The organism is Flavobacteriales bacterium (assembly GCA_030584065.1).
Classification (GTDB): domain Bacteria; phylum Bacteroidota; class Bacteroidia; order Flavobacteriales_F; family PHOS-HE28; genus PHOS-HE28.
Window position 1 is genome coordinate 3369588 of sequence record CP129489.1, and the last position, 19568, is coordinate 3389155.

General features: G+C 65.5%; 11 protein-coding genes. 7 read left to right on the plus strand and 4 right to left on the minus strand.

What is annotated here, in order from left to right; translation table 11 throughout:
- Window positions 1–29: 29 nt before the first annotated feature.
- Both QY325_13955 and QY325_13960 read right to left on the minus strand, forming a co-directional pair.
- Window positions 30–1235: a DUF418 domain-containing protein gene (locus QY325_13955; GenBank protein ID WKZ65860.1), complete on the minus strand. Its 1206-nt coding sequence runs from the start codon at window positions 1233–1235 to the stop codon at window positions 30–32.
- A 13-nt stretch (window positions 1236–1248) separates the two neighbouring features.
- Window positions 1249–2724, minus strand: coding sequence for an SLC13 family permease (locus QY325_13960; GenBank protein WKZ65861.1), 1476 nt, complete (start codon window positions 2722–2724; stop codon window positions 1249–1251).
- A 207-nt stretch (window positions 2725–2931) separates the two neighbouring features.
- On the opposite strand from QY325_13960, the gene QY325_13965 reads away from it, so the two are divergent.
- Window positions 2932–4233, plus strand: a complete 1302-nt coding sequence (locus QY325_13965; GenBank protein WKZ65862.1) for a T9SS type A sorting domain-containing protein — start codon at window positions 2932–2934, stop codon at window positions 4231–4233.
- A 65-nt stretch (window positions 4234–4298) separates the two neighbouring features.
- Here the strand turns inward: QY325_13965 and QY325_13970 are convergent, their stop codons facing one another.
- Window positions 4299–5084 (minus strand): SDR family oxidoreductase, encoded by a 786-nt coding sequence (locus QY325_13970; protein ID WKZ65863.1) that lies wholly within the window; start codon window positions 5082–5084, stop codon window positions 4299–4301.
- Between the two features lie 81 nt (window positions 5085–5165).
- Here QY325_13970 and QY325_13975 point away from each other — a divergent pair, with 81 nt between their 5' ends.
- The 6 genes from QY325_13975 (at window position 5166) to QY325_14000 (ending at window position 16390) form a co-directional block, all read left to right on the plus strand.
- On the plus strand, window positions 5166–7793 hold the full coding sequence (locus tag QY325_13975) for a GEVED domain-containing protein (GenBank protein WKZ65864.1): 2628 nt from the start codon (window positions 5166–5168) through the stop codon (window positions 7791–7793).
- Between the two features lie 162 nt (window positions 7794–7955).
- Complete coding sequence (locus tag QY325_13980) at window positions 7956–9989, plus strand: hypothetical protein (GenBank protein WKZ65865.1); 2034 nt, start codon at window positions 7956–7958, stop codon at window positions 9987–9989.
- Between the two features lie 41 nt (window positions 9990–10030).
- Window positions 10031–14185, plus strand: coding sequence for a T9SS type A sorting domain-containing protein (locus tag QY325_13985; protein WKZ65866.1), 4155 nt, complete (start codon window positions 10031–10033; stop codon window positions 14183–14185).
- Between the two features lie 90 nt (window positions 14186–14275).
- Complete coding sequence (locus QY325_13990) at window positions 14276–14785, plus strand: hypothetical protein (GenBank protein WKZ65867.1); 510 nt, start codon at window positions 14276–14278, stop codon at window positions 14783–14785.
- Between the two features lie 61 nt (window positions 14786–14846).
- Window positions 14847–15377 (plus strand): 3-hydroxyanthranilate 3,4-dioxygenase, encoded by a 531-nt coding sequence (locus QY325_13995; protein ID WKZ65868.1) that lies wholly within the window; start codon window positions 14847–14849, stop codon window positions 15375–15377.
- On the plus strand, window positions 15377–16390 hold the full coding sequence (locus tag QY325_14000; GenBank protein WKZ65869.1) for an amidohydrolase family protein: 1014 nt from the start codon (window positions 15377–15379) through the stop codon (window positions 16388–16390). Before QY325_13995 ends, QY325_14000 begins: the two co-directional genes overlap by 1 nt.
- A gap of 9 nt (window positions 16391–16399) precedes the next feature.
- Here QY325_14000 and dnaE read toward each other — a convergent pair whose 3' ends face one another.
- Entirely contained in the window at window positions 16400–19495 is a 3096-nt protein-coding gene (dnaE, locus tag QY325_14005; GenBank protein ID WKZ65870.1) for a DNA polymerase III subunit alpha, read from the minus strand.
- Window positions 19496–19568: the final 73 nt, after the last annotated feature.

A 19568-nucleotide genomic window follows, 5' to 3' on the forward strand; every position in this document is an offset into this window, starting at 1 on the left:
GGGTGAAAGCTAGGGAGCGGGTGCGGAGCTCACCTCCGCATCGCCATTACCCTGCCGTAGGTGAGCGAACGCCAGGCCCACTCGAAGGGTCCATACTGGAACCGTGCAAGCCACCAGCGGCTCCCGATCGCCTGCGCGATGAAGACCGCGAGCGCGATGCCCTCGAATGACACCGCGCTCACCCGCGTGCCCCAGCCCAGGCCCACGCCGGTGAAGAGCGCCAGGGCGATGATCGTCTGCATGAGGTAGTTCGTCAGCGCCATGCGCCCCATGGGCGCCAGCACCTGCAACCGCGGCCTCCACGCATTGCTGCGCCACAGCAGTGCGAAGCCGCATGCGATGGCAATGGCCAGGGGCACCACGCTAAGGGCGTAGCTCGCGGTCCGCACGAGCGATGATGGATCAGGCGGATACCCCGCATGCTCCTCCGCCCACCACATGAGCACCGACGCGGGCAGGCCTAGCAAGAAGCCCCCGATGCACAACCGCTTCAACAGCAACGCATGCCGTTCCGCATTCACGAAGAGCTGGCGGCGCGAGACCCACAGGCCCAGGAGGAAGATGCCGAGCACCTTCGGGATCCGGTTGCTCTCCACCAGATGCACGAACCGGAAGAGCCAGCCCCGCGCGTTCATCTCCGCGAACGCTTTCCAGCCTCCGCTCGGCGCTGCGAGGAATGCGTCGAACGTGCTGTTCCCATGGGCCGCATCGCTGGTCGCCAGCGCACGCATCAGGGGCGCCACCGGGTCGAAGCGGGCATCGGTAAGCACCACGGCGGCATCGATGGCGAGGGGTGACAGGATGAGCGCGGCGGCCGAGACCAGAAGAGCGCGGTCGCTGAGCCCGCGGAACAGCGGCAGCAGCAGGCCGAGCACCGCGTAGAGGAATAGGATGTCGCCCGCCCACAGGTAGCGCAGGTGCAGCCAGCCGATCACGAGCAGGATGAGCATGCGGCGGTAGAAGCGCCGCAGGCCATCGCTGCCCTTCGCCAGGAAGAAGCCGAAGCCGATCCCGAAGAGCATGGAGAAGATGGAGTAGAACTTCCCGTCGATGAGGATGGCGTGGAAGGCCTTCAGCGGTTCATCGAGGAAGGCGCCGGGCAGTGCGGCCCTGGCATCAGGGTCCATGAACATCCACAGCGAGAGCACCGCATAGTTGCTCCACACCACGCCGAAGAGCGCGAAGCCCCGGAGGGCGTCGAGGAGCTCGGTGCGCTGGGTGGCTGGGGCGCTCATGCGATGGATCGGGTCAGGCAAGACCGAAGAAGAGCATCAGCAGCACCACTCCGACCAGGTCCATCCACATACCGGCCTTCACCATCTGGCGCATGGGGATGCGGCCCGTGCCGAAGACGATGGTCTGCATGGGCGATGCCACCGGCAGCATGAAGCCGAGGCTTGCGGCCAGCGCCGCGGGCCATAGGATGCTCTGCGGATCCATGCCCCAGCGCTCGGCCATGGCGGCGAGGATCGGCAGCGCGAGGCTGGCCGTGGCGGTGTTGCTGCCCAGTTCGCTCAGCAGGCACACGATCAATGCAGTGCTGCCGATGAGCATCACCATGGGCAAGGAGCCGAGGCCTGCCATGGCCTCGCCGATGAGGTTGCTGAGCCCGCTCTTGTCAACGCCTGCGGCGAGCGCGAATCCGCCGCCGATGAGCAGCAGCACGCCCCAGGGCACGCGCTGCTCAGCGAAGCCCCAGCTCATGATGGTGCGGGCCTCTTCATGGGTGGAATAGGCATCGAGCGGATGGCGCATGCGCCTGCCGGCAGGCAGCAGGAAGAGCAGCACGGCACCCATCACCGCCACTGCTGCATCGCTCACCTCCTTCAGCGCTATCGCACGCTCGCGCCACCCTTTGAAGAGCACGAGTTCGCCTTGCTTGATCGAGTCGCCGGTCATCCAGAGCACCGCAACCAGCGCGAACACGCACCCGGCAAGCCACTCATCGCGCGATGGGCGGCCCAGCGCCTTCAAGCGGCTACGCACCGCATCGGCAGTGCCAAGGGCGTCACCTCTCAGGTTGAATGCGATGCGCGTGAGCAGCAGCCACGCAATGGCGAAGAAGGCCGCCGCCAGCGGCAGCCCGGTGGCCATCCATTGCCCGAAACCGATGGCCGCCCGGTCCGGGTACAGCTGTTTCCAGAGAGCAATGAAGACCAGGTTGGGCGGTGTGCCCACCGGCGTGGCCATGCCCCCGACCGTGGCGCCATAGGCCACGCCGAGCAGCAAGGGAACGGTGAGCCGCTTGCGCGCATCGGCTGGCGCATCCTCATCATCGATCAGGCTGAGCGCGATGGGAAGCATCACCAAGGTGGCGGCGGTGCTGTTGATCCACATGCTGAGCAGCGCGCAGGCGGCCATCACGCCCAGCACCAGGCGAGGTGAGGAGCTCCCCACGCCCGCCATGATGCGCAGCGCGATCCGGCGGTGGAGGCCGCAGCGCTCGATGCCCAGCGCGATGATGAAGCCGCCAAGGAAGAGGAAGATGATCTCTTTCCCGTAATGCGCTGCGGTGCCGGGAACGGAATCAATGCCGAGCAGCGGGAAGAGCACCAGGGGAAGGATGGACGTGACCGGGATGGGGACCGCCTCGGTGATCCACCAGAGCGCCATCCAGGCTACCAGGCCGGCCATGGCCGCAGGCTGCGGCCCGTGGTGTCGCATGAGGGCGAATGCGAGCGCGGCAAGGGCCGGACCGGCGAGGAGGAGGAGCCAGCGCTTCATGCGTGGGGTGAAGATGCGGAAGACAGGCAAATCCGTGGCTTCGGACCCCCGGCGGGAAGGCTTCGCTCCGTGCCGCCGCTCCATGCCTGTGGATATTCACGGCGGCCTGTTGTTCGGCTCGTCACAGGGGGCGGGGCGGTAACGCTGGCACGGCTATCTTCGCCGAGCGCTGCGCACCGGCAGTCGCTCCAAATCATCTCTACACGCATGAAGCACCTGTACACTTTCACGGCAGCGGCCATCCTTCTCGCTGCCAGCGCCTCGGCGCAGCAAGCCAAGCATCCCGATGGACTCACCCCGGAATTGGAGCGCCTGAAGGCCGCCCCGCGCACCGCGGTGGTCAATCCTGGCCTTCGCGGCGGTGGTGGCCCGGCGAACGACGAATGCTCCGGCGCCATCGTGATGACCGTTGGCACCAGCTGCGCTCCGGTCACCGCTACGCTGGCCGGCGCCACCGAGTCCCAGCCTGCGGCCGCCTGCAGCGGTTTCACTTCCGCTACGGCCAATGATGTGTGGTTTACCTTCACCGCCACCGGGGCCTCCACCATCATCAGCGTTACCGGAGGCGCAGGCACCACCGATCCCGACACCACCGGCATAGACCCCGTGCTCCAGGTCTTCACCGGCGGCTGCGATGCCCTCACTGCGGTCGGCTGTATCGATGCCACGCTCCCTGGCGGCACCACCGAGGCCGCCCAGGTGGTGACCACGCCCGGCACAACCTACTACTACCGTGTCTATTACTGGGACTACGGCGTGACCCCGGAGAACTTCGAGATCACCACCTGCGTGTACTCGCTGGTTGCACCCGACAATGATGATTGCGCCGGTGCGTTCCCCGTAACCGTTGATACCTGGTGCAACCTGACGCTTGCATCGGGCGTGGGTGCGACGCAATCCCTCCCGGCGATCGCCTGCGGCGGCTTCACGGGCAATGCCAACGATGATGTATGGTTCTCCTTCGTGGCAACTCAGACCACGATGACCGTCGGTGCCGTGGGCTCGCCCAACCCGACCACCCCCAACCAGGGGTACGATGCCGTGCTGGAGGCTTTCGATGCCTGCGGCGGCACATCGCTGGGGTGCGCCGATGCAACCCTCAACGGGGAGGCTGAGTCGCTGGAACTCACCGGCCTCACGGTCGGCAACACCTATTATTTCCGGGTCTACCACTTCTTCACTGCCGGTGCCAATCCTTATACGGTAGGCGGCTGTGCGGTGGAGGGCGGAGGCATCAGCATCGGCCTGCCGGAGCTGGTTGCAGGACAGGAGTGGGTGGTATACCCCAATCCTGCCGCAGGCGTCGTGAACCTGAGCTACGGTGGCCGCACCGGCATGGGCGCCGTCGAGATCTTCGATATCGCCGGCCGCAAGGCATTCGAGCAGCGCGGCACCCTGTTGAAGGGCACCACGCAGGCAATCGACATCACGGCCCTGGCCACTGGCACCTACACCGTGCGCGTCACGGTGGATGGCCACCGCACGGAGCAGCGCTTCGTGGTGGAGTGACCAGAAGCATTCAACGAGCGAGGGCCGTCTCACGTGAGACGGCCCTCGCTCGTTTCCAAGCTCATTCAAAGGCAGGCCGTACGGCCGCCATCCACCGGCAGGTTGATGCCGTTGATGTAGCCGCCTGATGGCCCGGCCAGGAATGCCACGGCGGCGGCGATCTCCTGCGGTTCCGCGAACCGGCGCAACGGGATCTCGGCTTCCATCTCTGCTGCGGCCGCCGCCTCGGAGATGCCCTGCTTCGCGGATTTGCCCCGGATGATGGCCGTGAGGCGCTCGGTGCGCGTCGCCCCGGGCAGCACATTGTTCACGGTGATGCCGTGGGGCCCCAGCTCATTGGCCATCGTCTTGCCCCAGTTGGCTACGGCTCCCCGGACGGTGTTGCTGACGCCAAGGTTGTGCAGCGGCTGCTTGACACTGGTGCTGATGATGTTGATCAGCCGCCCATGACGCTGCTGCTTCATTCCGGGGACGATGGCCAGTGCAACCGCCTGAAAGGCCATCAGGTGCTGCCTGAAGGCGGTCTCGAACCCCTCCAATCCGGCCTCGTGGGCAGGCCCAGGCGGAGGTCCACCGCTGTTGTTCACGACGATATGCACCGGCGCCTCGGCTGCCACTCTTTTCATCGCCTCGGACAGCGCCGCCGTGTCGAGCAGGTCGAGCACGAGGTAGCGATGTGACGAACCGTTACTGGAAGGCAGCTCTGCCAACACCGACTCGAGCCGGTCGCGGTCACGTGCAACGGCGATGATCGATGCCCCCAGGGCCGCGAGTTCCAGGGCCACGGCACGGCCGATTCCCTGCGATGCGCCCAGGACCAGGGCCCGTTGGCCGGTGAGTTGGATGTCCATGCGCGCAAAGGTGGAGTTGAATCCGCTTGGAAAACCCATGGGCAATGGTTCACTTCGTGCCGTTAATCCAAACCAACACCCATGAAAGGAATCTACCAGTTCTCGCTCAGCTTGTTCTGTGCGGTGGGGGTGGTCGGAAGCGTCAATGCCCAAGGCACGTTCTCCAACCCCTCCAAGGCCGCTTTCTCGAAGCTCTCGGTACAGCGCACCACCCCGGTTCCGGCCGTTCGTTGGCACCAGGATGCCGAGCAGGTGGCGAGCCTAGGAGGTGTGGCCAACGACCTCTGCGCCAACGCCACGGTGCTGACCGTGAACGCTGCCGGTGCCTGCCCGGGAGCCGCTGTGGGCGGCAACAACGGCGGTGCCGGGAATGACAACGGCACGCCCGGCTGCGATGTGACCGAGTCCGCCTTTGAGGATGTCTGGTACAGCTTCAACTCCGGGATCTATGCTTCGATCACCATGGACATCACGCCTGGCACGATCGAGGACATCGTCATCGAGGTGTTCGAGGGAAGCTGTGCTGGCTCGGTGATCGAGTGCGACCTGGGCGCGCTTTCCTACAACCTGGCCGTGACCCCTGGCACCAACTATGTGGTCCGCCTCGCCTCCAACAACGACTTCGGCTTCGGTGGCACCTTCGATATCTGCCTCACCGGGAACGGCGGCGGCGGCGGTTCCGCCAATGATGACTGCGCCGATGTGACCGCATCCCCGCTCGCCATCGGATCGACCGTTACGTTCAATGGCGACAACACGGATGCGGTGCCCGGTGGCGATGGACTCCTCGATGTGGGAGGCGATACCACCACGGTCTGGCATGCCATCACCATCACCGAGTGCGCCAACCTCACCGTTTCCTTCTGCGGCACCGCGGTGCCCGCCGCGAACAACTGGGCGGCCCTCTTCTCGAATTGCCCCGCTGACGCGGAGTACATCCTGTTCAGCGATGGCAACTTCGACGATTGCGGCGACGATAACCTGACCCTGTTCTATAACGACGTGCCCGCAGGCACCTACTATGTGCCCGTGCGGGGCGAGCCCGCCACGGCCGGCCCCTACACCCTTGAGGTGTCGGCGGAGGCCTGTGCCACCGCTGGCGCCTATTGCGCTGCCGGTGCCACCAGCTCCAGCGCTTCCTTCGAGAAGATCAGCAACGTGAACGTTGCCGGGATCGACAACAGCTCCACCGCTGCCTCCGGGTATGAGGACTTCACCGCCGTATCCGGGAGCATGACCGCCGGACAGGGTTACCCCATCACCGTCACCCTCAGCAACGGCTGGGAGAGCGATGAGGTGCGCGTTTGGATCGACTTCGACCAGAACGACGCCTTCGATGCCGGCGAACTGGTCTTCACCTCGACGATCGGCGAAGGCCCGCATGCGGGGACCATCAATGTGCCCGCTGGAGCGCTGGCCGGCAGCACCCGCATGCGCGTACGCCTGCACGACACGCATGACGGTTCGGAATACACGAACATTCCCAATGCCACGCCGTGCGGCACCTCCACCTACGGGCAGGTCGAGGATTACACGATCAGCATCTCCGGTGGTGGACCTGCGCCGGTCAACGACCTGTGCGGCAGCGTGACGGCCGTTCCGCTTGCCGTGGGCGGAAGCGTGGAATTCACGGGCGACAACACCAACGCCACGAACACCGGCGACTTCGTGCCGGGTTCCGATTTCGATGACATGGACCCGACCGTGTGGCATGCCTTCACCACCACGGAGTGCGCCAACGTCACCGTGTCGTACTGCGGCACCGACCCAGCGTTCGAGAACGTGTGGATCTTCCTCACGCAGGACTGCCCCGTAGGCGATAACTACGTGATCGGCGCATGGGAGACCACCACCTGCGGCCCGAACGTGGTGGTGAACTACTTCGACCTGCCGGCCGGTACCTGGTATGTGCCGGTGATCATGGACCTCGATGCCGCTCTCGGCGCCTATGAGATCACCGTCTCGGCCACGGCATGCGCTGAGCCCGGCCCCTACTGCGAAGCAGGCGCGACCAGCGTTCAGTTCGAGAAGATCGGCAACGTCACATTCGCCGACATCAACAACACCTCCACGTCCGCTGCGGGCTATGAGGACTTCACAGGCATCACGGGCTCCGTGGTGGCAGGCGTGACCTATCCCATCTCGGTGACCATCGCGGGTGGCTACGCCACCGATCAGGTACTGGCGTGGATCGACTGGGACCAGAGCAACACCTTCGAGGTGGGTGAACTGGTGCTCTCCTCCGCCAATGGTGCAGGTCCCCATACCGGCAGCGTGAGCGTCCCGCTCACCGCCCTCGCGGGCACCACCCGGATGCGCGTACGCCTGCACGATACCTACACCGGCCCCGACTATACCAATACGCCGAACAACACGCCGTGCGGGGAGTCCACCTTCGGTCAGGTGGAGGACTATACGATCGACATGATCGGCATCATCACCGGTATGGAGTCCGCGCAGCAGAGCGGGTTCTCGGTGTTCCCGAACCCCAATGACGGAAACATGACCGTGCGCTGGAATGCCGCATCGGGCCAGGCGCTGATCGAGATCATCGACGTGGCTGGTCGCATCGTGTTCAGCGAGCAGCGTGCCGTTAGCAGCGGCGCTGCCTTGCAGTTGGGCCTCGCCGGCACCATGGCTCCCGGTACGTACATGCTCCGCATGACGACGGACAAGGGCCGTGAGGAGCAGCGCATCGTGGTGCGCTGATCGGAATCGGTTCAGTGGGCGAGGGGCGGCACTGCGGTGCCGCCCCTCGTCGCTTCCGGAGCTTCCCCTTCCCCATTGTGGATAAGTCGTTCACCTCGCGGGGCGGCAGGGGAGTGGGTCGCGTGAATTTTGCTCGCTGATTCCATCCCCATGCGCGCTTCCATGACCCGTCCTGGATACTTGGCCCTGCTCCTCGCTCTGGCAGGGCCATTGCATGCTCAAGTCAACGACTTCTGCGGCGATGTGACACCCGTGCCGCTGGCCGTCGGCGGGTCCGTCCAATTCACAGGGGATAACACCGGCGCCACGGTCGATGGGGATTTCGCGCCGGGCTCCACGCTTGGCGGCTTGGGTATCCCCAGCACCTGGCATGCCTTCACCGTGACCACCTGCGCCGACATCACCGTGGATTACTGCGGTACCGCGCCCGCCTTCACCGAGTTCTGGAATGTGCTGGCCACCACCTGCCCCGCCAGCAATGCCTACATCGCCACCCAGCAGTACGAGTACGTGACCTGCGGCGATGGCAACCCGACCATGCGCTTCCTGAATGTGCCGCCCGCGACCTATTACTTCCCGGTGTGGTATGATGCCGCGGGTGCCTCCGGCCCCTACACCATCAATGTGAGCGCGGCGGCCTGCGGGTCCAGTGTTGCGCCCAACGACAACTGCGCGGATGCGCTGCCCGAGGTCCTTTCCCCGGGCGCTCAGCTGAGCTTCACCGGCGATAACACCTTCGCGACATCGACGGGGGATTTCGCCGCAGGCACTCCGTTCGCTGCAGCGCCGGTTGTGTGGCATGCTTTCACCCTCACCGAATGCACGCGGGTCACCGTGGCCTACTGCGGCCAGTCGCCGGCCTGGGGAAACACCTTGGGCGTGCTCACGCGCGATTGCCCCGGTTCCGACCTGGTGTATTTCAGCACCGTGAACACCTCCGCCTGCGGCGATGGCAATTCGAGCTATACCTTCAACTCCCTGGCCGCCGGCACCTACTACATTCCGGTGCTGCTGAGCCCGGGCACCAACGCCATCGGCGCGTATGAGCTCACCGTTTCGGGTGAGGCCTGCCCGCCACCGACATCCTTCCAGGATAACTGCGCCAGTGTGCAGTACCAGCCGCTGGCTGTCGGCGGCAGCATCACCTTTGAGGGCGATAATAGCAGCGCCACCGGTGCCGGTGACTTCCCCGAAGGCTCGCCTTTCAATGGCGCTCCCGTGGTGTGGCACGGCATCTCCACGGCCACCTGCACGCGGCTCACCATCGCCTACTGCGGACAGGACCCGGTCTGGGGCAACACCTTCGGGTTCCTGGCGCGCGATTGCCCGGCTTCGGACCTGGTGTTCTTCACGAACACCAACAGCACCGATTGCGTGGAGGGCAATGTCACCTACATCTATGCCAATCTTCCCGCCGGCGATTACCTGATCCCCGTGGTTCGGGACCCGGGCAACAATGCCATCGGCCCCTATACCATTCAGGTTTCGGCTGCCAGCTGTCCGGCTGTGCCCCCGGCGAACGACGCGTGCACCAATGCAACACCCGTGGTGCTCGACGCCCTGGCCACCCTGACCTTCACCGGCGACAATACCAATGCCACCAGTGGCGGTGATTTCGTGCCCGGCTCGCCCTTCGCGGCTGCACCGGTCACCTGGCATGCCTTCACCACGGAACAATGCGCCGATCTTCTAGTGGACTACTGCGGCCTGGCACCGGCCTGGACCAACACCTTGGGCATCCTCGCCACTGCCTGCCCCGGCGACGGCCTGGTTTATTTCACCACCACCACCAGCACCTGCACCGACGGCAACTCCACCTACCTCTTCAACGACCTGCAGCCCGGCACCTACTACCTGCCCGTGCTGCGCGATGCGCTCAACGGCTCCTTCGGCCCATACAGTATCGCGGTAACCGCCGAGGATTGCCTGTTCCTGGGTGATGCTGAACCGGCGGCATTCGAGGGATTGGTCCTGTGGCCCAACCCGGCTGCCGATGAAGTGAATCTGACCGGCGTGCCCGTTGGAGCGCAGCTGCGCATCCTCGATGCCGCAGGCCGCATTGTCCTGGAGCAGCGCGTCATCCAGTCGGGGAAGCAGCGCATCAGCACCGCTGGTCGTCTTGCGCCCGGCAGCTACACCCTGCTCGTTCAGGCTGCGGCTGGTCAGCGGGCTTTCCGTCTCGTCCTGAACAGATAAGCATCCGGCTTCGCCATCTTCCAATCACCGATTACCTGACCATGAACGTTTCATTACTCAAGCACGTGGCCGTCGCCGCTTGCTTCGCCATCCCGAGCATCCTGCTCGCACAGCCCGCCAATGACGATTGCGTCGGTGCAATTGAACTCTTCCCTGACGGAGCATGCACTCCGGTATCCGGTACCGTATCCGGTGCCACGCAGAGCACCCCGGGCACGGTGTCGTGCGATGGCTTCGGGGCGACCCCCGATGATGATGTCTGGTACCGGTTCACGGCCACGAACGCGGCCCATTCGATCCGCGTGGCCGGCAGCCCCTCCTTCGATGCCGTGATCCAGCTGCTCTCCGGCTCCTGCGACGGCACGCCCATCGTCTGCCGCGATGTGGTGAGCGCCGGCGGGGTTGAGGTCCTCAATGCCACAGGGCTCATCGTGGGCACGGAGTACCTGATCCGCGTGTTCCATTGGGCGGCCACGCCCCCCGCCACGCCGGATTTCACCATCTGCATCGATGAGCCCGCAGTGCCGGCGAATGATGAATGCGCCGGTGCGGTGGAACTGGTTCCCGCGCCCGTATGCACGCCTGTGGCGGGCAATGTGGCCAATGCCACGCAATCGATCCCGGGAACCGTGCTGTGCGATGGCTTCAACGCCACACCGAATGATGATGTCTGGTACCGCTTCACAGCCACCAGCGATGCGCACACGATCACCGTGGCCGGCGGAGCAGCGTTCGATGCGGTCATCCAGCTCCGCTCCGGCGCCTGCGATGGAGCGCCCATCGTATGCCGCGATGTGGCCGCTACCGGCCAGCCCGAAGTGCTCAATGCCACCGGGCTCACCATCGGTGAGCAGTACCTGGTGCGGGTCTTCCACTGGGCCGCATCGGTTCCCGCCACCACCGCCTTCACCATCTGCCTCGAAGGGCCCGAGCCTGCCGTGTGCGAGGCGGATGCCAGCACCCTTTCGCCCAATCGCCCGGAGGTCTGCTTCGAGGATGGCCCGACGCTCATCGATGCAGCTTTTGATGTGCCGCCCACCGTGCCTGCGGGCTTCGAGGTGGTCCATGTGCTCACCGAGGGCCCGGGCCTCGTCATCCTGGCCACTTCGCCTGCTCCGGCGTTCACGGTGGATGCGCTCGGCAACTACACCATCCATACGCTGGTCTACGACCCCGCGACGCTCGACCTGGGCATTATCGAGCCGGGCGTCACCACCGGATTCGATGTGAATGCACTGCTCCTGCAGGGGGGCGGCTCCATCTGCGGCAGCCTCGATGTGGTCGGCGCCGCGATTGCCGTCATCGTCTGCACGGAATGCGAAGCGGATGCGGGCACCCTTACGGCGGATGCGTCGACCGTGTGCCTCGATGCGGGTGCGGCCGATATCACGGCCACGCCTGATGGCAATGCGGTGGTGCCCCTCGGCTTCGAGGTGATCTATGTGCTTACGCAGGGCAACGACCTCGTCATCCAGCAGGTGGCCACCGATCCGGCCTTCACCGTTGCGGAGGCGGGTGATTACACGGTGCATACCCTGGTCTACGACCCGGCCACCCTCGATCTCGGCATCGTGGAGCTCGGCGTCACCACCGGCGGGGAGGTGAACGCCCTGCTGGTCCAGGGCGGCGGTGCGATCTGCGGCAGCCTTGATGTCGCCGGGGCGGCCGTGACCGCGGAGGAATGCTTAGCCTGCGACGCGGATGCCGGCACCATCACTCCCGATGCGAGCAGCGTCTGCCTGGAGGGCGGCGCCGCGGACATCACAGCTACGCACGACGGCAATAGTGTAGTGCCCGATGGCTATCAGCAGGCCTATGTCCTCACCCAAGGTCCTGGCCTGGTGATCCTGGCGGCCGGCACCACCCCCGCGTTCCCCGTTACCGAGGCCGGCATCTATACCATCCATACGCTGGTCTATGATCCCGCCACGCTCGACCTGGGCATCATCGAGTTCGGCGTTACCACGGGCTTCGACGTGAATGCGCTGCTCATCCAGGGCGGCGGCGCAATCTGCGCCAGCCTGGACGTGACCGGAGCGACCTTGGCTGTGGAGGAGTGCGTGGTGTGCGACGCTGATGCGGGCACCATCACGGCCGATCTGGCCCAGGTCTGCTTCGTGCCTGATGAGACGGTGATCAATGCCACCCCTAACGGCGATGCCGTGGTGCCCCCCGGTTTCGAGACGGTGTACGTGCTCACGCAAGGCGCCGGCCTGGTGATCCTGGATGCAGGCGCGACCCCTGATTTCCTGGTTCCATCCGAGGGCGACTACACGATTCATACACTGGTGTACGATCCCGCCACGCTCGACCTGGGCATCATCGAGTTCGGCGTCACCACCGGTTTCGATGTGAATGCGCTCCTCGTGCAGGGCGGCGGGGACATCTGCGCCAGCCTGGATGTAACCGGTGCGGCCTTTACCGTTCAGGTCTGCATCGAGTGCGATGCCGAGGCCGGCACACTCACGGCGGTTGATTCCATCGTCTGCTTTGCCGACGGCATGGGCATGTTCGCAGCGACGGCGAACGGTGATGCCGTGGTGCCTCCGGGCTTCGAGACCCTCTACGTCCTCACCGAGGGTACAGGGCTGGTGATCGTCGATGCCGCTGCCACGCCCGGCTTCATGGTCACGGCCACCGGCAACTACACGATCCATACGTTGGTGTACGATCCCGCCACGCTCGATCTGGGCATCATCGAGTTCGGTGTCACCACCGGGTTCGATGTGAATGCGCTCCTGGTACAGGGCGGCGGGGACATCTGCGCCAGCTTGGATGTAACTGGTGCCGCCTTCTCGGTTCAGGTCTGCTGCGAGGCCGATGCCGGTACGCTCACCATCGATGAGACGCCCGTGTGCCTGATGATGGGCAGCGCCCAGGTGGGTGCGACCCCGAACGGCGATGCCGTGGTCCCCGATGGCTTCGAGACGGCTTACGCCATGACGCAGGGCGCGGGCCTCACCATCGTCGCCCTCAGCGGAGGTCCGGTCTTCACCGTGAGCGAGCCGGGCACCTATACCCTGCATACCCTTGTCTATGACCCGGCGACCATCGACCCCGCCGGGATCGAGCTCGGGGTCACCACCGGATTCGACATCAATGCGCTGCTGGTGCAGGGAGGCGGTGCCATCTGCGGCGCCCTGGATGTGGCCGGCGCTACGGTCGTGGTCAACGACTGCAGCCCCGCGAACGACGATTGCATCAGTGCCATCCCGCTCGCCATCAATGGTGCGGATGACTGCCCGGCCAATGCGGTCGCTGGCGACAACACCTATGCGGACATGGATGGAGGCATCCCATCGTGCGACGATCCGGGCAGCACGCTGCTCGATGTCTGGTACACCTTCAATGCCGGCGAGAACACGGAGGTCGCGCTGACGCTCGACCCCGGCACCATGGAGGACTGGGCCGTCGCCGTGTACGACGGATGCGGAGGCACGGAGATCGCCTGCTTCATCACGCCCACGGAGCCCATCATCCTGGCCACCTCCGCCTTCACCGATTACGTGGTGCAGGTATACAGCAACTTCACCTTCGGGAACGGTGGCCAGTTCACCCTGTGCCTCACCGGTGATGTGCCCACCGTGGTCTGCGACGGCGGCCTGGTGCAGACCAGTGATGGCCACTTCTCCGTGGATGTCTGCCAGGATACCGAGGCTGATGTGATCGATTTCGTCAACAGCAGCACCAGCTCCGAGGAGTATGCCTTCCTCCTGACGGACGACAATGATGTGATCGTGGCCGTGCTCTCCGGCAACTCGCTCGATTTCAACAGCGCCGCCATCGGTCTTTACAGGGTGTGGGGCATCAGCTACAACGGCGTCCTCACCGGCGCGGATCCCGGGGCGCTCGCCACGGAGATCGCGTCCACAGGCAGCTGCTTCGAGCTCAGCGACAACTACGTGCTGGTGAGCGTGGACATCTGCGATGGCATCGCGGCCGCCGACCGGATGGAATGGTCGCTCTTCCCGAATCCCGGGAATGGCGACTTCAGCATCACTTATGCCGGTACGGCCGGCCCGGTTGACCTTGAAGTCTTGGACATGGACGGCCGCATTGTGCATGCGGAGCGCGTGGCCATGACCAAGGGCCAGGCCCAGGCCTTCGCCCTCGCAGGAAAGCTCGCAAGGGGCCTTTACACGGTGCGGCTGCTGGGCCCCGGCGGCCCGGCGCAGCTCCGGTTGGTGGTGCAGTAGGGTCCCTGTATCGCATGGGATGGGGCGGGAGAGATCCCGCCCCATCGCGTTCGCGCGTAACCTGCCGCCGCCCCTGGCGGTACAAGGCCCATGCTCCGATGGCTCATCCCCATTGCCCTGCTGCAGTTCGCCACGGCGGTCGCGCAGCAGGACGACTCGCGCATCCTCGAGGTCACCGGCCGCATCACCGATGGTCAGCAGAAGCTGCAGGGCTGCGAGGTGGTGGTGTACGAGGGTAACGTGGAGGTGGGGCGGCAGTTGACGGACCGTTCGGGGCGATTCGGGCTTGGCCTCGGCATGGGCAAGGAGTTCGCCATTCTCTTCCAGCGCGAAGGATACCTGCCCAAGCGCGTGCTGGTCGATACCCGGGCCAGGATACCCGAAGAGCTTGCGGGCATCCCGCCGTGTGAGATGGAGATGAGCCTCCTGGCGGTGGACAGGTACGCGGGCGCCGACACCGATGTGCTTGATTTCCCCTTCGCCATCGTCAAGTGGAACAGGCAGTTGCTAGCCTTCGTGCAGGACCAGGAGTATACCGTGGGCATGATGCGGGCGAACGGCGCAGCCCTGCTGCAGGCCGGCCGTGCCGGCAAGCCGTGAAGGCGCGTCCGCGGTGAAGGTGGCGCAGGCGCTGCTACCTTGCGGCGGAAACGATACGGTCATGCCCATCCGCCGCCCCTTCAATCTCAAGCAATGGATAGCCGAGAACCGCGATGCGCTGAAGCCTCCGGTGGGCAACCGGAACCTCTACAAGGAGGCCGGCGATTACATCGTCATGGTGGTGGGCGGCCCCAACGCGCGGAAGGATTACCACTTCAACGAGACCGAGGAGCTGTTCTACCAGGTCGAGGGTGATATCGAGGTGGGCATCCAGGAGGACGGCAAGGCCGTGACCATCCCCATCCGGGAGGGTGAGATGTTCCTGCTGCCGGCCCGTGTCCCCCACCAGCCGCGCCGCGGCCCGAACACCGTGGGTCTGGTGATCGAGTGCAAGCGCGACGATCGGCAGATGGAGGATGGGCTTCAGTGGTATTGCGAGAAGTGCAACAACCTGCTCCACGAGTACCGCTTCGTCCTGCACAACATCGAGCAGGACTTCCTCCCCCGCTTCCGGGAGTTCTACGCGAATGAGGGGTACCGCACCTGCAAGAAGTGCGGTCATGTGATGGAGACCGATCCGCGCTTCGTGTGATGGAGCTGTTCTCCATCGACATCCATACGCATATCCTGCCGGAGCAGATCCCCGATTTCGGGGCGCGGTACGGCTACCGGGGATTCATCCACCTCGACCATCATCGCCCGGGATGCGCGCGCATGATGATGGACGACAAGTTCTTCCGCGAGGTGCAGGCCAATTGCTGGGATCCCGTGGTCCGGCTCGGGGAGTGCGATGCGCATGCCCTCCATGTGCAGGTGCTGAGCACCGTGCCCGTGATGTTCAGCTATTGGGCCAGGCCGCAGGATACGCTGGACCTCTCGATGTTCCTCAATGACCACATCGCGGGCATCGTGCAGCAATGGCCCAAGCGCTTCGTCGGGCTGGGTACCATCCCCATGCAGGAGCCCGACCTGGCCATTCAGGAGCTGGAGCGCTGCAAGCGGATCGGCCTGGTCGGGGTGCAGATCGGCACGCACGTCAATGGCCTCAACCTCGGTGAGCCTCGGCTCTTCCCGGTCTTCGAAGCCTGCCAGGAGCTGGGAATGGCGGTGTTCGTGCATCCCTGGGATATGATGGGGGCCGAGCGCATGGACAAGTACTGGATGCCCTGGCTGGTCGGCATGCCGGTAGAGACCACCACGGCCATCGTGAGCATGATATTCAGCGGGCTCTTCGAGCGGCTGCCGAGGCTGCGCGTGGCCTTCGCGCATGGCGGCGGGTCCTTCCCGGCCACGCTGGGGCGCATCGAGCACGGATTCCTCGTCCGCCCTGACCTCTGCGCAGTGGACAACGACGTGAATCCCCGCCACTACCTGGGCCGCTTCTGGATCGATGCGCTGGTGCACGATCCGGAGATCCTCCAGCTGGTGGTGGACCAGATGGGCGCCAACCGCGTGGCACTCGGCACGGATTATCCGTTCCCCTTGGGCGAGCTGGTGCCCGGCGCGCTCATCAAGAGCATGCCATGGGACGATGCGCGCAAGGAGATGCTGCTCAGCGGTGCGGCGCTGGAGTGGCTGGACATGCCCCGCTCCCTTTTCCGCTGAGGGCGCGCCTCAGGATCCATACCGCGGGTCCGGTTTCCAAGGCAGGCGCTCGAGGGCTGTCGTGCGCAGGGCATAATGCCCGAACTCCTCCTCCACGATGCCGGCCAGCCGGTAAACCCCGCGCCCGCCGAAGGGATGCTTGGCGGCCACGTCCGGGAATTGCGTGCTGTCCCAGAAATCGCCGGCCGGGTCGATGAAGGAACCGAAGCTCATGAGCGACCCGGCGCTGGTGGTGGTGCTCTTCACATGGATCATGTAGCCGAGCATCTCCACGCGTCGCCCGGCATGGGCGGCCATCTCCCGTGCCAGGATGCGCGGGACGCCCGGGCGCGGGGCCTCCGCGTGCCCTTCCGCAACCAGGTCGAACGGGTCGCAGAGGGGGAAGCCCAGCAGCTCCAGCTCATCGAAGGCATCGGCCAGGGGGTGGTGCTCAAGGGCGGGCAGGCGGGGCTCCTCCACGCGTGCGGTGAACAGGTCTCCGCCAGCGGGGGTGCACGAGGGGCGGTGCAGAAGGGTCAGGTCCCACAGCAGCCGGGGCTTGCCCTTGCCCGTGAAGCGCAGCGCCCCGGCGCGGATGAGCGCGCGTGCCTGGTCGGCGTGCAGGGGAACCCGCTGCAGCAGGTCCTGCAGGTCGGCGAAGGGGCCCTGGCGGCGTCGTTCGCCCAGGATCAGCGCGACCGCTTCGGTGGGCAGTGACCTGATGTTGCCCAAGCCTAGGTGGATGCGGGGCTTCGCCAGAGGGAATCCGTCGCGCACCAGGGTGCACAGCTCCCCGCTCGTGTTGATGCACGGCGCCTCTATGGCAGCCCCGGCGCGCCTCGCTTCATGCAGGTAGAATTCGGTTCGGTAGAACCCCCCGAAGTTGTTGGCCACCGCTACCATGAACTCCAGCGGATGGTGGGCCTTCAGCCAAAGGCTCTGGTAGCTCTCCACGGCATAGCTGGCGCTGTGCCCCTTCGCGAAGCTGAAACTGGCGAAGCTCTCGATCTGCCGCCATACCTCGCGCGCCTCCTCCTCCGGGTGGCCCTTCGCGCGGCAGCCGGCGAAGAACCGGTCGGCGACCTCCTTGAATTCCGGCCGGTCCCGGAAGCGCGCGCTCATCCCGCGCCGCAGCATATCCGCATCGTCGAGCGAAAGGCCGGCATAGAGGTGCGCCACGCGCAGCACATCCTCTTGGTACACCATCACGCCGTAGGTCTCGGGCATGATCCGCAGCAGCGATCGCGGAGCCATCCGTCGCCGTTCGGGGTCGTTGTGCCGCAGAAGGTACTCGCGCATCATGCCGCTCTCGGCCACGCCGGGCCTGATGATGCTGCTGGCCGCCACCAGCCCCAGGTAATCGTCGACCTTCAGCTTCTTGAGCAGCATCCGCAAGGCAGGGCTCTCCACGTAGAAGCAGCCGATGGTGTTGCCCGTGCGCAGCAGCTGCTGCACCGATGCATCCTGCTTGAACCGCTCGATGTCGTGGATGTCCACCGCTTCATGGGCGGCGCAGGATTCGGCGCTGTTGCCGCGGCGCCCGGTTGCCTCCGCGCTCCCGCCCGCGCCTTGCGCCCTGTTCACGAGCTCCACGCAATCCCGGATGTGCCCCAGCCCGCGCTGGCTGAGCAGGTCGAATTTGTGCAGGCCCAGGTCCTCCGCCTCCAGCATGCTGAACTGCGTCACCGGGAACCCTTTCGGCGGACGGTGGAGCGCCGAGTAGCGGGTCATGGGGCGCTCGCTCACCAGCACGCCGCCCACATGGATGCTCAGGTGATGCGGCATGCCGAGCAGCCGATGGGCGTACCGCACCACCGTGCGCGCCACGCGGTCGAGCCCTTGGTCGACGGCCGTTGCGCTGGGCCTGCCGCGGCCGTAATGGCCGGTGCCGCCTTCGCTCAGCGCCTCGATCTCCCCGGGCGGCAGCCCCAGCGCCTTGCCAATTTCGCGCACAGCGGCACGCCACTGGAAGGTGGCGTAGGTGGCGAGCTGCGCCACATGGTGGTGGCCGCCCTTGCCCTCGTTGTAGCGCGTGAAGACGTAGCGGTAGATCTCGTCGCGGTCCTTCCAGCTGAAGTCGATGTCGAAGTCGGGCGGCTTCTTCCGCGCGGTGCTGATGAACCGCTCGAAGTACAGGTCGAGCTCCACCGGATCCACGTCGGTGATGCCCAGGCAGTAGGCGACCAGGCTGTTGGCGCCGCTCCCGCGGCCCACATGGAAGAAGCCGCGCCGCCGGGCGTAAGAAACGATGTCGTGGTTGATGAGGAAGTAGCTGTTGAATCCCATCGTAGCGATGGTCTCCAACTCGCGCTGCAGCCTACTCTCCGCCCTGCCGGCATGCGCGCCATAGCGGCGCTGGAGCCCCGCACGGGCCAGCCCTCCCAGCAGCTCCTGATCCGCCTGTGCGCTGCTGCCCACCACGGGAGGCGTCTTGTCGCTTCCGTCGAAGGCGATGGAGCAGTTGTCCAAGAGCCGCTGCGCGTTCTGGAGCAGGGCAGGGAATCCCTGGTAGGCCGAGCGGGCCTCCTCGGCGGTGCGGAAGCGCTCATCGGGCTGCGCCAGCTCCTCGTTCGGCAGCAGGCTCAGCACCGTGTTCCTGTCCATGGTGCGCAGCAGGCGATGGGTGTTCCGGTCGGCCTTGCCGCTGCCGAAGGTCACGGGCATCAGGGCGACGAGCCCCTCCGCATGCCGTGCCCAGGGCGAGAAGGGCAGGCGCGTGACCTCCGCCGGCCGTATCCCGATGCGTTCATTGGGCCGCAGACGCCGATGGGGCGTGGCGAAGGGCAGGATGAAGAAGGCATTGTCAAGCTCCGGCGGGTGCTCCGGCAGTGACACGCCATCGAGCAGGTGGGGCGACAGCAGTTCGTTGAGCCGCTGGAACCCATCGTTGTCCTTCGCAATGCCGATGTAGAGCAGCCGCGCGCCCCGCCGGAACTCGATGCCAGCCACCGGGCGGATGCCGAACCCCTTCTCCGCCAGCCGCACGAAGTCCGGTATGCCGGCTGTGCAATGGATGTCGGTGAGCGCCATGGCGCGCACCCCCGCCTTCGCCGCCTCCTCCAGCAGCGCCTGGGGGCTGAGGATCCCGTACTTGAGGCTGAACCAGCTGTGGCAGTTGAGGAACATGGCGGATCGACGCTTTCCCCGTCGATCGGGGGCCCCAGAATGTATTGATCATCCGCACGCCCCGATGACGGAA